At 59.4% G+C, this 17,428-nt stretch carries 17 protein-coding genes and 2 pseudogenes; 5 read left to right on the forward strand and 14 right to left on the reverse strand.

Annotation, left to right across the window (positions count from 1 at the left end; all coding sequences use genetic code 11):
• Window positions 1–2: 2 nt before the first annotated feature.
• The 3 genes and pseudogenes from lspA to PSV40_RS03020 all read left to right on the forward strand — a co-directional run.
• Window positions 3–458, forward strand: a pseudogene (lspA, locus tag PSV40_RS03010) (signal peptidase II); the annotation flags it as partial.
• A gap of 132 nt (window positions 459–590) precedes the next feature.
• Window positions 591–926, forward strand: a pseudogene (locus tag PSV40_RS03015) (four-helix bundle copper-binding protein).
• A 23-nt stretch (window positions 927–949) separates the two neighbouring features.
• Window positions 950–1,318, forward strand: a complete 369-nt coding sequence (locus tag PSV40_RS03020; protein WP_300534013.1) for a DUF305 domain-containing protein — start codon at window positions 950–952, stop codon at window positions 1,316–1,318.
• Window positions 1,319–1,401: 83 nt separating this feature from the next.
• On the opposite strand, the gene cueR is transcribed toward PSV40_RS03020, so the two are convergent.
• Together cueR and PSV40_RS03030 are read right to left on the reverse strand one after the other, a co-directional pair.
• Window positions 1,402–1,848, reverse strand: a complete 447-nt coding sequence (gene cueR, locus PSV40_RS03025; protein WP_300534126.1) for a Cu(I)-responsive transcriptional regulator — start codon at window positions 1,846–1,848, stop codon at window positions 1,402–1,404.
• 4 nt (window positions 1,849–1,852) lie between these two features.
• Window positions 1,853–4,282, reverse strand: a complete 2,430-nt coding sequence (locus PSV40_RS03030; RefSeq protein WP_300534015.1) for a heavy metal translocating P-type ATPase — start codon at window positions 4,280–4,282, stop codon at window positions 1,853–1,855.
• A gap of 175 nt (window positions 4,283–4,457) precedes the next feature.
• Between PSV40_RS03030 and PSV40_RS03035 the strand changes: the two genes are divergently transcribed.
• Complete coding sequence (locus PSV40_RS03035; protein WP_300534018.1) at window positions 4,458–4,652, forward strand: heavy-metal-associated domain-containing protein; 195 nt, start codon at window positions 4,458–4,460, stop codon at window positions 4,650–4,652.
• A 441-nt stretch (window positions 4,653–5,093) separates the two neighbouring features.
• Here the strand turns inward: PSV40_RS03035 and PSV40_RS03040 are convergent, their stop codons facing one another.
• Window positions 5,094–5,993, reverse strand: a complete 900-nt coding sequence (locus PSV40_RS03040) for an alpha/beta hydrolase (RefSeq protein ID WP_300534020.1) — start codon at window positions 5,991–5,993, stop codon at window positions 5,094–5,096.
• A gap of 8 nt (window positions 5,994–6,001) precedes the next feature.
• Window positions 6,002–7,588 carry a molybdopterin-dependent oxidoreductase gene (locus tag PSV40_RS03045; protein ID WP_300534023.1) on the reverse strand — a complete coding sequence of 529 codons (1,587 nt, stop codon included), beginning with the start codon at window positions 7,586–7,588 and terminating at the stop codon, window positions 6,002–6,004.
• A gap of 117 nt (window positions 7,589–7,705) precedes the next feature.
• Between PSV40_RS03045 and PSV40_RS03050 the strand changes: the two genes are divergently transcribed.
• Window positions 7,706–8,491 (forward strand): AraC family transcriptional regulator, encoded by a 786-nt coding sequence (locus PSV40_RS03050; protein WP_300534026.1) that lies wholly within the window; start codon window positions 7,706–7,708, stop codon window positions 8,489–8,491.
• Window positions 8,492–9,134: 643 nt separating this feature from the next.
• On the opposite strand, the gene PSV40_RS03060 is transcribed toward PSV40_RS03050, so the two are convergent.
• The 10 genes from PSV40_RS03060 to PSV40_RS03105 form a co-directional block, all read right to left on the reverse strand.
• Window positions 9,135–9,491, reverse strand: coding sequence for a copper-binding protein (locus PSV40_RS03060; protein WP_300534029.1), 357 nt, complete (start codon window positions 9,489–9,491; stop codon window positions 9,135–9,137).
• Between the two features lie 13 nt (window positions 9,492–9,504).
• On the reverse strand, window positions 9,505–9,993 hold the full coding sequence (locus tag PSV40_RS03065) for a DUF411 domain-containing protein (protein WP_300534031.1): 489 nt from the start codon (window positions 9,991–9,993) through the stop codon (window positions 9,505–9,507).
• A gap of 26 nt (window positions 9,994–10,019) precedes the next feature.
• The gene (locus PSV40_RS03070) at window positions 10,020–10,517 is read right to left on the reverse strand and encodes a cupredoxin family protein (protein WP_300534034.1); all 498 of its coding nucleotides are present in this window, start codon (window positions 10,515–10,517) and stop codon (window positions 10,020–10,022) included.
• A 68-nt stretch (window positions 10,518–10,585) separates the two neighbouring features.
• Window positions 10,586–11,998 (reverse strand): copper oxidase, encoded by a 1,413-nt coding sequence (locus tag PSV40_RS03075; RefSeq protein ID WP_300534036.1) that lies wholly within the window; start codon window positions 11,996–11,998, stop codon window positions 10,586–10,588.
• A gap of 27 nt (window positions 11,999–12,025) precedes the next feature.
• Complete coding sequence (locus PSV40_RS03080) at window positions 12,026–13,444, reverse strand: TolC family protein (RefSeq protein WP_300534039.1); 1,419 nt, start codon at window positions 13,442–13,444, stop codon at window positions 12,026–12,028.
• Window positions 13,445–13,455: 11 nt separating this feature from the next.
• Window positions 13,456–13,779, reverse strand: a complete 324-nt coding sequence (locus tag PSV40_RS03085) for a hypothetical protein (RefSeq protein ID WP_300534042.1) — start codon at window positions 13,777–13,779, stop codon at window positions 13,456–13,458.
• A gap of 121 nt (window positions 13,780–13,900) precedes the next feature.
• Window positions 13,901–14,311: a hypothetical protein gene (locus tag PSV40_RS03090; protein ID WP_293595786.1), complete on the reverse strand. Its 411-nt coding sequence runs from the start codon at window positions 14,309–14,311 to the stop codon at window positions 13,901–13,903.
• Window positions 14,312–14,528: 217 nt separating this feature from the next.
• Entirely contained in the window at window positions 14,529–14,972 is a 444-nt protein-coding gene (locus PSV40_RS03095; protein WP_300534045.1) for a hypothetical protein, read from the reverse strand.
• Between the two features lie 18 nt (window positions 14,973–14,990).
• Window positions 14,991–16,286, reverse strand: coding sequence for an MFS transporter (locus tag PSV40_RS03100; RefSeq protein ID WP_300534047.1), 1,296 nt, complete (start codon window positions 16,284–16,286; stop codon window positions 14,991–14,993).
• Between the two features lie 74 nt (window positions 16,287–16,360).
• Window positions 16,361–17,428: a cytochrome D1 domain-containing protein gene (locus tag PSV40_RS03105; protein ID WP_300534129.1), complete on the reverse strand. Its 1,068-nt coding sequence runs from the start codon at window positions 17,426–17,428 to the stop codon at window positions 16,361–16,363.

Genomic DNA, 17,428 nt, shown 5'->3' on the forward strand with positions numbered 1-17,428 from the left:
ATTGGAAAAGTTATGCCAGCATTTTGGTAGTGCTTGACCAGGCGTCGAAATTGGCGATCACTCAAGTCCTCGCCTATGGAGAGCAAGTGCCCTTCACCGCTTTTTTCAATCTCGTCCATGTCACCAACCCCGGCGCGGCGTTCAGTTTTCTCGCAAACGCGGGGGGCTGGCAGCGTTATGGTCTTAGTGCATTGGCGTTGGGTGTTTCAGTCTGGCTGATGTGTGAACTCCAGCGAAAGCCGCCTCCCATAGAGGCAACCGCTTATTGCCTGATCCTCGGCGGCGCGCTTGGAAATGTTGTCGACCGACTTGTCCGCGGAGAGGTTGTCGATTTTCTAGATTTCCATTGGATGGGCATGCACTGGCCAGCGTTCAATCTGGCGGACGGCATGATTTTTGTTGGTGCGTTGTGCGTGATTAGGGCTGCATTGAATCGAAAGCTGTTGCAAGTTGATTGAGCCAGGCCTGAAACGAGCCAGGCCGTCCGTCGGGATTCCTGTAGCTAGCGGCTTTGGACTACAGAGCATGAGGGAGCTCCGAATGAGCATGTGAAAATAATTCCAGCCCATACGCTCGTTCTGGAGATCGCTATGCCACATCAAGTTTATGCCGCATGCATTGAGGCGTGTAACGCATGCGTCATTGTCTGGAATCACTGTGCCGCTTCATGCCTGTAGGAGCCTGACGTCAAAATGATGGCCCGGTGCATCGCGCTGGACACGGATTGCGCGCAGATATGTTCGATGGTGGCCTCAGCTATGGCACGAGGCAGCGAAAACGCCAACACGTTCTGCAAAGCGTGCGCAGACGTCTGCCAAGACTGCGGTGACGAGTGCGCCAAGCATGACATGAACCATTGTCAGGCCTGCGCGCGGGCCTGCCGTGCATGCGCCCAAGAGTGCCGGAACATGGCGACGATGGCTTAACCAATTCAATAAAAGGAAAAATCATGATTTCAAAGTTCACTCTTTTAAATAACTGCGGTCTCGGCGCAGCGATCTTGGCTGCAACTCTTGTTTCGCCTGTCGTTCATGCACAGTCGTCCGGAGCGGCCGGTGGCGCCATGTCAGGGATGCAAGGAACACCCGCGGCCTCTGCTCCAATGCAAGGTAGCATGGACATGAAGGCCATGATGAAGGACAACAACGACAAGATGGCAGCGATGAAAATGACCGGCAATGCCGACGCGGACTTTGCCATGATGATGCGGATGCACCACCAAGGCGCCATCGACATGGCGGAGGCTCATTTGCGCAGCGGTAAAGATCCTGAAATGCTAAGAATGGCTAAGAAAATCATTTCTGACCAGAAAAAATAAATAGCCCAGTTTGACAAATTCCTCGCAAAGCACCCGCACAGGAGCGAGTAAAAGTAATATTCGGTCCCCAATCCTGCGATGTGTCAGTCACTACGGCGAGTCTTGACACTGGTGGGGACTTTTTGAACTTGACCCAACTGGTCAAGGATTGGGCAGTCAGGCCGGTGGTCGCCATGACAACAATGAATTAGGGCCTCCAAGGCCCGTTTCATCGCTTCCATCTCTGACATCCTCTCGTTGAGATCAGCCACATGCTTGAGCGCGATCTTCCTAACATCGCTGCTTGAACGTCGTCGGTTTTGCCAAAGTGTGAGCAGCTCGGAAATCTCTGCCATGCTGAATCCCAAGTCCCTGGAACGCTTTATAAAGCGAAGCGTATGAACCTCTTTGTCGGTGTACTGGCGATACCCGGAATCTGTGCGGTCCACACTGGGCAGAAGGCCCAGTGACTCGTAATGCCGCACCATTTTTGCGGAGACATCGGATTGACGAGCGGCTTCGCCAATGTTGAATCGCCCCCCATATTCGATTAGTTCATGTGTTGCTTCCTTTCCAGCGGCGCAGCATCAAGGCATTCGTCACCACGCTGACGCTGCTAAAAGCCATGGCTGCTCCGGCAATGATCGGGCTCAGAAGACCAAAGGCTGCCAGCGGCACGCCCACTACGTTGTAGATAAACGCCCAAAACAAGTTCTGCCGGATTTTCGCGTAGGTACGGCGCGAGATGTCGATTGCATCAGCTACCAGGGCCGGGTTGCCGCGCATGAGCGTCACGCCCGCAGCATGCATCGCGACATCTGTTCCCGTGGACATGGCGATTCCGACGTCCGCAGCTGCCAGGGCGGGCGCGTCGTTGATGCCATCCCCCACCATGGCGACGATGATGCCCCCGGCTTTGAGTTCCCCCACGATGCGGGCTTTGTCTTCCGGCAGCACTTCGGCACGGATTTCATCAATTCCTAGCAGCTTGCCCACTGCTTGGGCGCTGCCGCGGTTATCGCCCGTCACCAGTACGGACCTGACACCCTGCTCGTGGAGCTTGGCGATGGCCAGCGCCGCCGTCGGTTTGACCGTGTCGCCGAATGCCAGCAGGCCCAACAGAACAGGCTGGTCTGTGATATCAGCTACCCATGACACCGTCCTGCCCTGGGCCTGGAGCTCGGAGGCACGCCCCGATAAGGGCCCCAAGCCCACTCCCAGTTCATCCATGAAACGTGTACTGCCGAGGCGCAGGTCACGCTGCGCCACCACGGCCGCCATGCCGCGGCCGGCAATAGCGCGAACTTTGGCCGCCGATGTCAGCTGGGCACCCTCTTGTACAGCGGCATCCATAACGGCCCGCGCTAGGGGGTGTTCGCTCCCCGCCTGGATGGAGGCACTTGCGGCAAGAAAAGCCAGGCGATTGCCGTCGACAGCATCGGCTGCTACCAACTCTGGTTTGCCTTCGGTAAGCGTGCCTGTTTTGTCGAACGCAACCACTTTGACGCCATGCGCGATCTCGAGCGCTTCGGCGTCCTTGATCAAAATTCCATGCTGGGCGGCAACCCCGGTGCCGGCCATGATTGCCGTGGGTGTCGCTAGGCCAAGAGCACAGGGGCAGGCAATCACCAGCACCGCTACAGCGTTCAGGATGGCGTTTTCCCAGTTGCCCGTGGTGAGGCCCCAGCCAAGTAAGGTGACTAGCGAAATGCCAATCACAACCGGCACAAAGACCTCGCTGACCCTGTCGACCAACCGTTGGATAGGCGCTTTCTTCGCCTGGGCGGATTCGACCAGCCGCACGATGCGCGCCAAGGTCGATTCGGCGCCAATGGCAGTGGTTTTTACCAACAGCAAGCCTTCCGAATTCACGGAGCCTCCGGTGACTTTGTCACCCTCGTGTTTGGCCACCGGCAGGCTTTCGCCAGTAATCAGGGATTCATCGATCTGGCTGGCCCCTTCGACCACCACGCCGTCCACCGGTACACGTTCGCCCGGCCGAATAACCACAAGATCGTCCTTGAGCACCTGACTGATCGGCATTTCGTGATCCTGTCCGTCCCGGCGTACTCGGGCCGTTTCCGGCCGCAACGCATTGAGCGCGCGAATGGCTTCGGTCGTCTGGCGTTTAGCGCGAGTTTCCAGCCATTTGCCGAGCAACACCAAGGTGATCACTACTGCTGAGGCCTCAAAGTAGAGGTGTGCCATTCCATGGTCACCGTGAACCAGCAATTGGTACACGCTCAGACCGTAACCAGCTGAGGTCCCAAGGGCCACCAGCAGATCCATGTTGCCGGCACGCGCTTTGAGTGCTTTCCAGCCAGAGCGGTAAAACCGGGCGCCCAGCCAGAACTGCACTGGCGTTGCCAAGGCAAATTGCACCCAGCCAGGAAGCATCCATTCGATGCCGAACAGCATGGCGACCATCGGGATGACCAGCGGAATCGACAGCACGGCTGCGACAGCCACCGGCCACCAATCGTTGCCACCCTTGACCGCCTCCCCCTGTCTCTTCTCCTCGGCGATCGCGCGCGCGGCATAGCCGGCCTTGGCCACCGCCGCAGTCAGCGCGCTAACGTCCAGATCACGGCTCGCAAGCTTAACCTCGGCGGTTTCGGTGGCCAGATTGACTTGGGCGGAGGTCACGCCGGGCACTTTGAGCAGGGCTTTTTCGACGCGAGCAACGCAGGACGCGCAGGTCATGCCCTCGATACTCAACTGCACCGTTTGTTCGCCCACCGTATATCCGGCCTTCTCGACGGCTGCGCGCAACGCATTCAAGGCCACGCCCTGATCGGCCCGGACGGTGGCCGCCTCGGTTGCCAAGTTCACGTTCGCCTCACTAACACCCGGAATGGCCGACAGAGCTTTCTCGACGCGACCGACGCAGGACGCGCAAGTCATGCCCTCGACTGGCAAGGTCCAGTCGATTTGGCCTGGCGCGCTGGGTTGAAGTGATGTTGCTGTGTTCACGGTGTTCCTCATCTGCTTTTAGGCCGGCATGGCGGCGATGAGGGAAATTCTGAACCTTCCCACCATGGAAGGGTCAAGCCGGAAGAAGTTGATTCCCTGTCCTGCATGTGGATATGTGACGAAACATTTAGACCTTGCCACGGTGGCAAGGTCTAAATTTAGGCATTCCAATTTTGAGGAGCCTCCCATGCTTGAATTCAACCTGCCAGATATGAGCTGCGGCCATTGCGCCAGTACCGTCGCCAAGACCGCCAAGCTCGTCGATCCCAACTCCAAGGTGGATGTCAACATAAACACCAAAATGGTCAAGATCGAATCGACCGAAGACCGGTCGGATTTCGTCGAGGCATTGACCGAAGCTGGTTACCCGCCGGCACTTTGAGGTCCGGTTGATGACCGCACACCACCCCGCGTTTGGGAGGCGATATCTCTGGATGACATATCAGCTGTGTCGTTGCCCCGGTGGATGAGCAATACGAAACACAGGCGCCAGAGCTGGAAGCGGTGCCGATGCCACCCACCACGGATCCGCTATACACCGGCGCAAAGCCTTCGCCCAGGGGGCGAAAGTTAGTGGTTTGTCCCTGATACAACCTGGTGACGAACCACATAGCGGAATCTTCGTAGGTATAAGCACGCATATCGAATTTCATGACAGCCCGGGATCACCCTTGCTGACCTTGCGCTCACCTGGAGTTACGAACTCCTGCGCGACATACCCGGACGTGAGCCTCAAACTCCAGATGAACCGGTGGTTTGGATGGGTGGACGAGCCGGAAATGCTTGCCGAAATGCGGCATGCGGCGCCGCAGATCTAGCGACCTCAGGACGGTGCGGTAATCTCTGCGCGATGAGGAACCTGCCCGGCCACGAACTTGCGAATCGCAGCCGCCACGGCAGCGGGTTGGTCCTCCGTCACGAACGGCCCCGAATCCTCGATGATCTCGACTCTGGCATCCGGAAAGATCGCCGCCAGCCGATGCGCGTGATCGAGCGGAAAGAAACGTCGCCGCTCCCGAGCCCACGCCAGGAGCACGGGCCGGCGGTAGCTCGCCAAGCGCGGTGCCACGTCGATTGTGTAGCGTGGGTGGATCTGCCGGACCAGCGCCGCGAAGTCGCGCCGTGTGCTCGCGTAGTCCCGCAGCGGACCTGTGTACGAACGCATGATGGCAGCGGGAATAGGTCGCTCGGTCAGCCGCCCAAACGCGATCGGCAGCCGTTGCACAAAGCGCCAGCGCAGTGTCTGGGCCAGTAGCCACAGGCCCCAAGGAGTGCGCCCGAAGAGACGCAGATGCCGGATCGGCGGCGGGGGGAAGTTGTCGAATGCGTCGCAGGGGGTTAGCACGAGCCCGGCGATCCGTTGCGGGTGAGCGGCGGCGACGTATTGGGCCACGGCGCCGCCCGTGTCGTTGGCCACCAGCACGACCTGATCGAGCCCCGCCGCGGCAAGGAATCGCTCGACCATGCGTGCGATCCCGGGTAACGAGAAGTCCGTGCCGGGACGCATCCCGAGCCGGTGCCCACCGAGTGGCCAGTCAGGTGCCACGCAGCGGTGATCGGATGCGAGATCCGAGACGACTCCGCGCCAGACATCTGCGTTGGCGATGATGCCGTGGAGGAAGACCACGGCGGGGCCCGGACCCTCTCCGCGGATGCGATATTCGATGCGGCCGTCCTCGATCTCGAGGGTGCGCAGGTCGCCGAGCGATTCAGAAATGGCCATGTCCTCGGCTACCGATTCGTCGTTCCGCTGAGGGGTTTCGGCGCCGCACCTGGCCGATCTCGGCGCCAAGCCTGCAGGCCCAACCGCCCGAGTTGCAAGCGGCCGCGCACATGATCGGCGAGCCACCAAACAAACTGACGAGACCGTGGTGGGTGCCGCTCGTCGACGCTGATCTCCACGCGGTGGTATCCGCCGGCACCGCCGGGGTATGGCGCAGCGATGGTTTCGCTCTGCACACCATCACGCCCCCAGGCTCGTGCTTCGACGAAGTGGCGACCCGAAGTGGCCTGCCAGCGGACGGACCAATGACGCCATGCGCGTGGTCCCAAGGCGTCCGCCAGTGTGCAGACCTGCCAGGCGCCGCCATCAACTCGCAATTCGACCCGCATAACCCCGTGGGGTGGACTCCAGGCCACACCAGCGGCCACCTGCTCACCTGGCGACAGGCTCGCCGAGGTGACTGGTACATCGATTCGGCATTGCGGCCCCATGCGCGACGGCACGCGCGGCCAGCCCTTGCGCTCCGCATAGTCAATTGCGTGCTCGAAGCGTGTCACCTCGATCGATTGCAGCCACTTGATGTTGGAGTCATAGCCGTGAATACCCGGCACCAGCAACCGCAAGGGTGCACCGTGCGCTCGCCTCAGAGGCACACCATTCATCGCGTAGGCGAGCAGTGGTTCGTAGCCTTGTTCGATCAGCGCCAGGCTGAAGCCGGCGGTAAAGCCGTCAACCGAATGCAAACGAGTGTGATCGGCGTTCTCTGATACGCCGGCGCTGGCAAGCAGGTCGGCAAGCCGCACGCCCTGCCAGCGGGCGTTGCCGATGAACGGACCGCCCACCGGGTTATGCACGCACATCAGCACGGCATCGATCTCCACCGACGGCAAAGCAAGCAATTGGTCGTAAGTCAGCGAAAGAGGATGGTCGACGAGGCCGACGACTGTGAGCGTCCAACGGTGCCGATCGACCATGGGTGTTGGGAACGTCACGTCGGTCACATAGAACCGTTCCGGCGCCGTAAACAAAGGGGAGATGCCGGGAATGGCCAGCGTGGCGCCAGAAGAGGCGGTCGGCAAAGGCTGCTGCGGCAACGGCAACACCGGCTGATGGCGCTGGGAACGGGATCGCGCCGCGGCGCGCAACCCGGCTACCCCCAGCGCCAGCGCGAAAATAATCGCCAAGACCCCCGTGGGCGACAACAACATGCCGCCGGCCCCACCGGCAAGCGCTGCGAGTCCGATGCCGCACGCAGCGACACGGCTCAGTTCGTCACGCCGCCACAGCGCCACCAGCCCGATGACCCCGAGTAGCACGAGCGCCACGACGAGCGCCGCGCGGCTGGCGAGCGCGGCCAGCGCCGGCACACTCAATGACAGCAGCAGCAACGTCGCAGCAATGACAGGTTTATCCGCCCGGCGCAACAGCGCCACCCCGAGATCGATCAGGGGTGTCGGAATGACGTCGATCAACCAACGGCCGGTTGCGCGCAGGGGCGAGGTCTGCGTGCCGTGTACCGCGGCGGCGAACTCGCCTGCCGCTACCTGCACCAGGGCCGCGCCCAATCCTCCGAGCCAGAGTTCCGAATAAATCATAGAGTTTCGCTTCGCGTCAAAGATTTGACCGGTTGGCGGTAGGGAAACCCCACGGCCTCCATATGTCAGCAGTCTCGCCCCCTTGGCCCCGCCGGGCTAGAATAAACTGGCAAACAAGTGACCAACGAACTACCGACGATCCGCCTCTATCTCTGGCCGCACCGCTTGCTCTATCTCGGGCCTGGCATGGACGCGGGCATGCATCATCATCATGCGGCGCAACTTTGCGTGGGGCTCGACGGGCCGCTGCGCTTACGCTCCGGAGAGGATCTGAAGTGGGGTGAGCACCAGGGGTTCTACGTTCCGCCAGACGAACCGCATGAGCTCATCGCCACCGCCACGTCGACGGCCATCGTCTATGTGGAAGCTGAGAGCGCCGAGTTCGCGGCGCTGCAAGCACCATCGCAAGGCGCGACAGCGATCCGGGCCGCCGCCCCTCAGTCTTCTACCGTCGAGGCGCTGCGGCAGCTCGCAGCCACCGGGGGCTCCGTCGAACAGGCTGATGCGATCTGTCTCGCATGGTTGGGACTGGTCGAAGCCGCGCAACAACGCCGCATACTCGACCCGCGCATCGTGGACAGCCTGGCGTTGATCCGCACCCAACTCGATCAACCGCTGCGCCTGTCTGCTCTCGCTGCTGCGCTGAATATGTCGCCGAGTTGGCTGAGCCATCAGTTCACCGAACAGATCGGCATGCCCCTGCGCCGCTATGTGTTGTGGCAGCGGCTGTGGCGGGCAGTGGAGTCGGCGCTGATGGGGAGTACATTGACCGAGGCTGCGCACGCGGCCGGCTTCAGCGACTCGTCCCATCTCTCGCGCACCTTCCGGGGGACCTTCGGTGTTGCCCCGTCCTTCTTGTTCGGACGCCGGGATCAGGTATTCGTCTGCTTCGCGAACGGTTGATATATTTGTTGCCTGTCGGCACCTTATGGACCCTACCGGCGGTTGAACAGTTTTTGCATTTCACTGTAGATCAACACCACGCTGGCCATCGCCGCGCACACCAGCCACTGCCCCGGCGCAAGCGGTGCCGTGCCACGCGGTACACAAAAGCGGCCGCCGTCTCCAAACCCACCAGGGTCCACATGTTCGGGCTTTGACGATGGGCAGCGACAGCATCAGTTCAACCCAGCTCTGTGTGCCCATTCCAAACCAGCCTAATTTGTGCCCGAACATGGCGAGCACTGAGACTGTTGCCGTTAAAGGCAACGACCACCAGAACCGTCGATGAAATCTTTCGCTGCCTTTCAGGGCCTGCAGTGCACAAGCCAATTTAATGCAATCTCGATTTTCTTGACCCTACCTCGGCCTCTTCCTTCGAACCCGGCGCGGGTGCCCGCGCGCTGCCTTTCCTGCCTTTAATTTCTTTCTGTCGCGCCACAGCAGATAGCCTATTAGCGCAAAAATCATCAGCGCCGCCACGGCACTGGCCACCAGTGCAGTGGTCAGTGTTTCGTGCGAAACATTCGGCAAATTACGAAATTCGTGTGGCATCAGAACATTCCGCTGGATCCGCCGGTGCATCCGCCCGGCAGATCGATGGCCACTATTTCGCTGGTTGGATGTCGGTCACAACAATGGCGCCGCCGGCCTTCTCCGCGGTGAAACGCACCTTGTCGCCTGCTTTGACCTTGTCCAGTATGGCTGGATCCTTGACTTGGAACACCATGGTCATGCCTGGCATGTCCAGATTTTTGATCTCGCCGTGCTTCAGGGTGATCTTCTTGGCTTCTTTGTCCACTTTGCGAACCTCACCGTCGGCCATGCTGGCCTCGGGTGCAGCGGCATCTTTCTTTGCTTCACCCATCGGCATAGCACCGCTACCGTGGTTCATGGTCGATTGCGCGTGAGCTGCACCGGCAAACAGGGCAACGAGGATCAGAACGGTTTTGAGGAATTTCATGGTTAATTTCCTTTCAGGAAACAGTGAGAGATTTTGAAAAGTAAGACTTAAAAATGCTGGTGCTGCCATCGGCTTTGACCAGCAGCACGTCGTAAGCGGCTTTGCGCTTTCCATAGATGGAGCCGCCCATGCCCGGGGAGCCCACAGGCATGCCGGGCACTGCCAAGCCGATCGCCTTCGGGCGTTCCGCCAACAGACGCTGAATGTCTCGCGCCGGTACATGGCCTTCAACGGCATAGTCGCCGACCTGCGCGGTGTGGCATGAGCCTAGCTTGACAGGAATGCCAAGCCGGACTCTTGCCGATGAATTGCCACTGTCATGGACCCGCACATCAAAGCCGCTGCCTTCCAAGTGTTTCACCCAGTCTTTGCAGCAGCCGCACTCCGGGTCTTTCCAGACCTCGAGGATGTGGCGGGTTTTAGCGAACGTGCCGCCACTAAGAACAAGCTGCGCGCCGGCTACAAATGCCGGAAAAATTTGGAGGAACGAGCGTTTTTTCATGAGGCCTCCGCCTTGGGCTCAGGTGATTACTTGGAGGCCACCACAGTGACTTTCCCCACCATCCCAGCCTGATAGTGGCCAGCGATCAGGCAGGCGTAGTCAAAAGTGCCTGGCTTGTTAAAGGTCCAGACGATCTCGCCTGTCTTGCCGGGGCCGACGTGGGCCATGTAGGGCTCCTCGTGCTCCATGCCGGGAAACTTCATCATCAGTGCGGCATGCTCGTCCAGGTCCTTCTTGGTGCCAATCACCATTTCGTGCATGACTTTCCCGCCGTTCTTAATGACGAACTTGATCGTTTCGCCTTGCTTGACTTCCAGTTTGTCAGGGTTGAAACGCATGTTGTCGGTCATGGTGAAAGTCACCGTGCGAGTAACGCTTTTGGTATCACCGGCGATGCCCCACTCCTTCTGTTCTTTTTTGACGGGACCTGCTTTTTTAGCGTGGGCTTCGTCGCCATGCGCCATGGCGAAGGTGCTTGCGCCGACGATCAGAGCGGCAAAGATTGCGATGTTGATTTTTTTCATAGAGTTTCCTTGAGTTAGTTTTGATGAAAAATTGAGAGAAAGAGTCAGTGGATACGGCGTATCCGGAATTAATGCTTCATATTGCCCATGGGCTTGCGAACCTGGACTTCAACTTCCTTGGCGGGCATGTTCTGGACTGGCATCGATTTGCCACCTTCCGCGGCGAAGCGCGCAGGGTTGGGCAGTGAGCCCGTCCACTCATAGGCGACCTCGCCGGGCGGGTGTTTGTACCATCCCGGATCTTTGTAATCACCTGCTTTCTGGTTCTTGCGTACCTTGACCATTGAGAACATGCCACCCATTTCGACCGAGCCGAACGGGCCGGTTCCGGTCATCATGGGCGCGGTGTTGTCTGGCAATGGCATCTCCATTTCGGCCATGTCCGCCATGCCGCGCTCGCCCATCACCATGTAGTCAGGAACCAGGTTGGTGATTTGCTTGGCAATGCCGCGGTGCTCGACGCCGATCATGGTTGGGACGTCATGGCCCATGGCGTTCATGGTGTGGTGGCTTTTATGGCAATGGAACGCCCAGTCGCCCTCTTCGTCGGCCAGGAACTCGATCTGCCGCATCTGGCCTACAGCGACGTCGGTCGTGACCTCGTACCAGCGGGTGGATTTTGGGGTCGGCCCGCCGTCGGTACCAGTCACAAGGAACTCGTGCCCATGCAAGTGCATGGGGTGATTGGTCATCGTCAAATTACCGATGCGGATCCGGACCTTGTCGTTCTTGCGAACCACCAGCGGATCGATGCCAGGGAAGATACGGCTGTTCCAACTCCACAGGTTGAAGTCCAGCATGGTCATGATTTTCGGCGTGTAGGCACCAGGGTCGATATCGTAGGCATTGAGCAAAAATACGAAGTCCCGGTCCACGTCATCAATCAGTGGGTGCTTGGCCTTGGGATGAGTGATCCAGAATCCCATCATTCCCATGGCCATTTGCGTCATCTCGTCGGCATGCGGGTGGTACATGAACGTGCCAGGCCGTCTTGCCACAAACTCGTACACAAACGTCTTACCCACCGGAATGGCCGGCTGGTTCAATCCGGCAACGCCGTCCATACCGTTTGGAAGGCGTTGACCATGCCAATGGATGCTGGTGTGTTCGGGCAGCTTGTTGGTGACAAAAATGCGGACACGGTCGCCTTCGACCACCTCGATGGTTGGCCCGGGGGACTGGCCGTTGTATCCCCAGAGATGGGCCTTGAAGCCCGGTGCCATTTCGCGCACCACAGGTTCGGCCACCAGATGGAACTCCTTGACGCCGGCATTCATGCGCCAGGGCAGCGTCCAACCATTCAAGGTCACAACGGGGTTGTACGGGCGGCCAGTGCTGGGCATCAACGGCGCCATGGTGTCGGGCTTGGTTTGCAGGACCGGCTCAGGCAGCGCAGCCATGGCGACCCTGCTGACGGCCGCGGCAGCGACAGCGGTGGTTATTGCCCCTGCACCTGTAAGAAAATTTCTTCGATTTGTCATGTCAATTCCGTAAATAGTTGATCAGGTCTAGTGGCCGGCTTCGGCGCCGCCGCTGGTGGCACCCCCTGCGGCCATGGCCATGGAGGTCGGCTTGCCCGTCATCGACGCGGCAAGCGCGGCATCGGCGAGCCAGAACTGCTGGTAGGCGTTGATCGCCGCAGTCACGCTGGATATCTGGTCTCGCGTGTCGGCCAGCAATTCGAAGACGCCGATCAGCATGCCGTTGTAGCGAAGGATGTTTTCTTCAGCCATTGTTTTGCGAAGCGGAACGATTTCGTCGCGGTAGTGCTTGGCAACGTCATAAGCAGTCCTGTAGGCGGAGTAGCTTTCGCGAAGCTGTGATGACGCGCCGCGCACCGTGCTTTCGTAGCGGCTGGCGGCGGCCAGGGACTGGGCGTTCATGACACCGCGTTGTGCGCTACCCCAGTCAAAGATCGGCAGCCGGATCCCCAGCTCGAACCCCCGCCTGGGCGTGCTGGTGCCGGCCGAATTGTCAAAAACGGTGTCCCTGCGAATGCCCAACTCCACATCCACCAGGCTGTTGAGCAGGTTCAGGCCTTGTGACTTGCCAGCGATATCGAGCTGGCTACGCGCCATCTGCACATCCAGGCGCTGCTGCATGGCATTGGCATTGACCACCTCGGGTTGACGCGGCGCTTTGGGCAGATCGGGCAGGCGCTCGGGGAGCTTCAGCTCTTTGGCCTGGGCGTCGGTCAAACCCAATTGACGGATCAACTCCTCCCGCGCAGCAGTCGCGGCGTGCTGGCTGGATGCCAGCTGCGCCGTGGCATCCGCGTAAAAGGCCTGCTGGCGCGTCCGCTGCAGCTTGGTGAAATTGCCCACCTGCTGCATGCGTTTGGCCAGCTCGGCGCTCGCTTGCGCGGTGCGATTGACCTGTTCAGCGTATTGCAGCGTCTGCTGAGCGGTGACTGCCCTGACCCAGCCCTGACGCACCTGTGTGACCTGCTCGACCACATTGGCACTGAGCTGGACTTTGGCCTGGTCGGTTTGCCCGCGCGCAATGATCCGGCGCTGCGGCAGCGTCAACAGGTCCAGCAAGCCGAACGATAGCAAGCGGCCCAGTTCCAGCTCATCCGCAAAGCGGATCCGTTCAAACGTAAAAACAGGGTTGCTGATCCGCCCTGCCTGGTTGGCCTGAGCCAGTTCGGACCAGCTTTGCGCCAGCAAGGTCTGCACAGCCGGACTGTTCGCCAGCGCCAGCTGGACGGCGTCGTCCATCGACAAAGGTTTGCCCAGCAGCTCGTTGGTCAGCTTGGTCCTGGCTTGCTGCTGTTGTGCGGTACGGCTGAGCTCAAGCTTGCCGCCAGTAAATGTGGTAGTCGAGTCGTTGGCGTCCTGAACAGCCTGATCAATGTTGACGGAAGCGCAGCCCGCCAGCACAAAGACGGCGGCGGTCAGTGCGCCCAGTCGAAAAATTCTTTTCATGGGTCGTCCTGTCACTGTTTGGAATGCCCGGCATGCGGGTCGGGATTAGCTGAGGCGCCTGGGGCCGAGGGCTCTTGTGCTTCTTTGGCGTATACGCGCCATCCGCCGATGCTGCCAACGCGATCATTTGCCTCCTTCCAGGAGAGCGTTTTTTCGTCGGTGTACGGCTGATAGCCTTCGAATGCTGAGCGGTACTCTGGGGGCGTGGGTGATGATGCCGCCGCCGGATTGGCTGGCGCGGCTGATGGAGCACTTGCGGGAGCGGCTTGTGCTAATGCAAGCGCCGGCAAGGCGGATAGCAGGACCAGCGAACTAGTCAACAAAGATTTAAACATGAATTCCTCGCGTTTTCAAAGGGCGGCGAACACGAAGTCATCCCGCAAGGGATTCTTCGAGGGCGAACAGATGAAAAGTGCCTGCTACTGCGGCGCGAACGGCCGCAGCTCTACAGGCGCGTCAGGCGCGAGGTGGTTTCTCGGGCTGGCGCGAGGGAACGGTATCGATCAGCACGAAAGGCTCGGCCAGATCAGCATGGGGGGAAGGCGAGATTGCGACCGTACGGGGCAAATCAGCGATGGCCACGACGCTGCAGCAAGAAGCGCATACGCCGCACTTGTGAGTGGCGTCCGGTAATTGCGATTGGACGTCGGATGCTTTGTCGACCTGTTGCACCAGCAGTGCAGCCTGTGTGGGCTCATGCTGCAAGACAATGCCATCCGCAAGATGAGGTGCGACGGCGATCATCTGACTTTGCGCGGTCTCGTGGCCTGGACTCGAGCTGCAATAAAGCATGGATGCCGCAGCAAAACCCTGCAGGGGCAAGGCCAGCATCATCAAGCAAAGCAACAAGTGGCGAAAGCGCAACATAGTGGTCGGATTCTACCCGGTGTTGTTAGTCCTGCTGTGTCACAAGGGTAAAGATCAGTTTTGCGCTGACCACTGCCGCCAAGGCTTGGAATTCACGAACCTTCCGGGGTTTGAAAATGTTCTATTGCTCTACGCCAGGCACGGTATCTCCCACCGCCACGGAATAACGATGAACGCAAACCCGGAGGCCCATATGAATGTGAATCGCCTCAACGGCTTAGTCACGCTGCTTCCGGTCAAGCCACCATGTCGAAAACTTGAATATGACGGGTGGCAATACCAGCATTTGCAGCACTGGCGAAAGGCCGACACCCAAGCCTGGTAAGCGTGGCATGCGCGCCGTGTAACTCCAGCGGTCTAAGACATACACAGCGCCCCATTCAATAGCCAGGGCAATAGCGAATCCGGTAAAGATCATCAGAGCGTAACCGCCGAGTCCCGGCTGGCTAAACCAGTCCGTCCGGCCCAGCACAATGACGCCGACGCCAAAGATAATCAGTACGATTAGGCCGTCCCCTAGGCTGGGGACGACGCAATGTACTGCAAACTCCAACAAGTCACCTTCCTCCACATATAGCGGCATCTGCGCCACCTCCCACAGAAAATTGAGCGGTACGCTAACCACGAATATGGTTGCAGCTATTAATAATAGTTTTGCCATGGTGTGCCCCATGATTACTCAGTCACGCGGTTCTGGCAAAGCCGGTTGAATGGTCGGCGACGCGTAGACGGCCGACAACCATCGCGGGCACATCAGCAAGAGCACGAGCATCACCGCCAAAGGAAGAGCTAGCCATGCGAAGCTGTCACGGGCGAAAGCACCGAAGATCCATCCGCCGGCGGACGATCCGAGCGTCTGCCCGAAACTAGCCGCCGCGGCAAGCCCACCCATCGTAACGCTGAGCATCTGTCGCGAAACACTCGCGCCCAAGTAGGCGATGACTGGGAGAACCAAACCGGTTCCAGCGGCTGTAAGACTGATGCCCACATACATCCAAATGTCTGATCGATGGCGAGCGAGCACCAGCAGCCCTGCCATCGCAAAAAGCAACCCTACGCCGATCAACCATCTGCTTTGAACTCTTTCAAGCATATTCGTGAAAAACAGCAGGGCGTTGACACCAAGCATCACAAGGCTGCACTCGGCGAACATCAATCCGATCTCGCGCGAAGAGACGCCAGGGTGTTGCTGTCCTTGCAGGAGTATCCCCAACTCAAAACCCGCGAGCACGAGCATGACAACTCCATTCATCCACCACAACGCGAGATGGCGTCCTTCAGTGGAAGCACCCGGACTTATCTGCGCCGCTGCGTTGGCAGGCTGCGTCGTAGGCAGCGTCACGGTGAGTCCCGCCATCATGGTCGCACCGAGCACAGCGGAAAGAACAATAACAAGACGTGCCGAGAGCGAGGGGGAAACCACCCCTGAAATCAACAATGCGCCGATCCCGTCTGCTATGACTCCCATCCCAGGTCCGAAGAGAAATCCGAGTAGCGACATAGCACTGAGCCAAGCGAAGCGCCGCGCGCGCTGCTGCCTGGGAGTGTGTTCAGCAACCAGTGCGGCAACAACCGGAACCACCGCCGCCACGAAAAAGCCAGTTGCACCGCGTAGCACATACATTCCCCACAGGCTGCTAAATGTAGGAACCAGCAAAAGAAGCAGGCTAGCAACGTAGCCAACGAGTCCAACAACCAGTATCCGGCTCCGCCCGGCGCGGTCCGACATCACACCCCACAGAGGGGCGCCGACCAGTACGCCGCCAGCGTACGTGCCGCTTAGAAAGCCGACGTGGCGTGCAATTTCAGCCTCAGTCGCACCTGGCGTCAACTCAGACAGCCATCCCGGCAAGAGAGGCATGAGCGCCCCATAACCGGCCGACACAACAAACACCGCCGCAGCCAGCCACCCCAACTGCACAGGCTGCAATCTGGGGAGATCAGCCGCTGCAGTTAACGGAGAGACAGAAGTCATTGCAGTAATAAAATTTCAATGCTGAAAACCTTAGCTCGCCATTGCTGCCCTGTTGCCGCATAGCCCTACCATGGTCAAGGGGTCACGCTGACACCATTGGGCAGACGGCCGACAGGGATGGTGGCGATCACCTTGCGCTGCAAGATATCGATAACGGAGACTGTGTCCTCGTAAAGGTTAGTCACAAAGGCATGGAGTCCCTTGCGATCAATTGCCACGCCGTGAGCACCCTTTCCGGTCTTGATCGTCGATACGACCTTGAAGCTACGAAGATCAATGATGCTGACAGTGCTACCTGGGTTTTGCCGTGTTCCCTGATTCGCCACCAACAATAGCTGGCTGTCAGGTGTCGCGTACAACTGAATCGGAACTGTGCCCACAGCTATCCTGCTGATAACCTTTCGACTCACAGGGTCAATCACGGCGACCCGGTTTTCCCCAGACAGCGACACGAACCCCAGCCGACCATCGGGCGTAAAACCCACCTGCGCGGGACCCCTGCCGACAGCGATTTGCAAAGTTTCCTTTCGTACCGCCGTGTCAATGACCGAGATGGTTCCGCCCTTGAGGTTGGCGACCCAGGCTTGTTTGCCGTCCGAACTGATCCGCATGCCGTGTGGGGAGGCGCCGACCGGAATTGTGTCAACAACCCGTTTCGCAGAAATATCCACCACGCTAACGGTGTTCTCGCCGCCGTTTGCGACGTAAGCAAAACGGCCATCGGGCGTCACGACCACGTGTGCGGGATGCATGCCGACTGGCACCTTAGCCGCCACCGCATCGGTGGTGGTGTCAATGGCCCAAATTTCTCCGCTGCCAGCCATTGCGCCATGCTCGGACTTGGGCATGTTGTGGACCGCCTCTGCCGGTTCACCGTTGTTGGTCACCCAGACCTGCCTGCCATCAGGCGCGACCTGGACGTTGTGCGGGCCTTGACCGACCGGGATGCTGCCGATCCTCTTGAAGGATGTCGCGTCGATGACGCTGACAGTGTTCCCCTCTTCATCCGCGACATAGACCTTCTCCGCCGCGGCGTAGGACGCCCCGGCAGCCAACAGCGCACTGATCTGCATAGCTGAGACCAACCATTTCATTGAGCTTTTTCGCATAGTAATGACACTCCTAAATTTGAAATCGACCAG

Source organism: Polaromonas sp., from assembly GCF_029945925.1.
Lineage (GTDB): Bacteria > Pseudomonadota > Gammaproteobacteria > Burkholderiales > Burkholderiaceae_C > Polaromonas.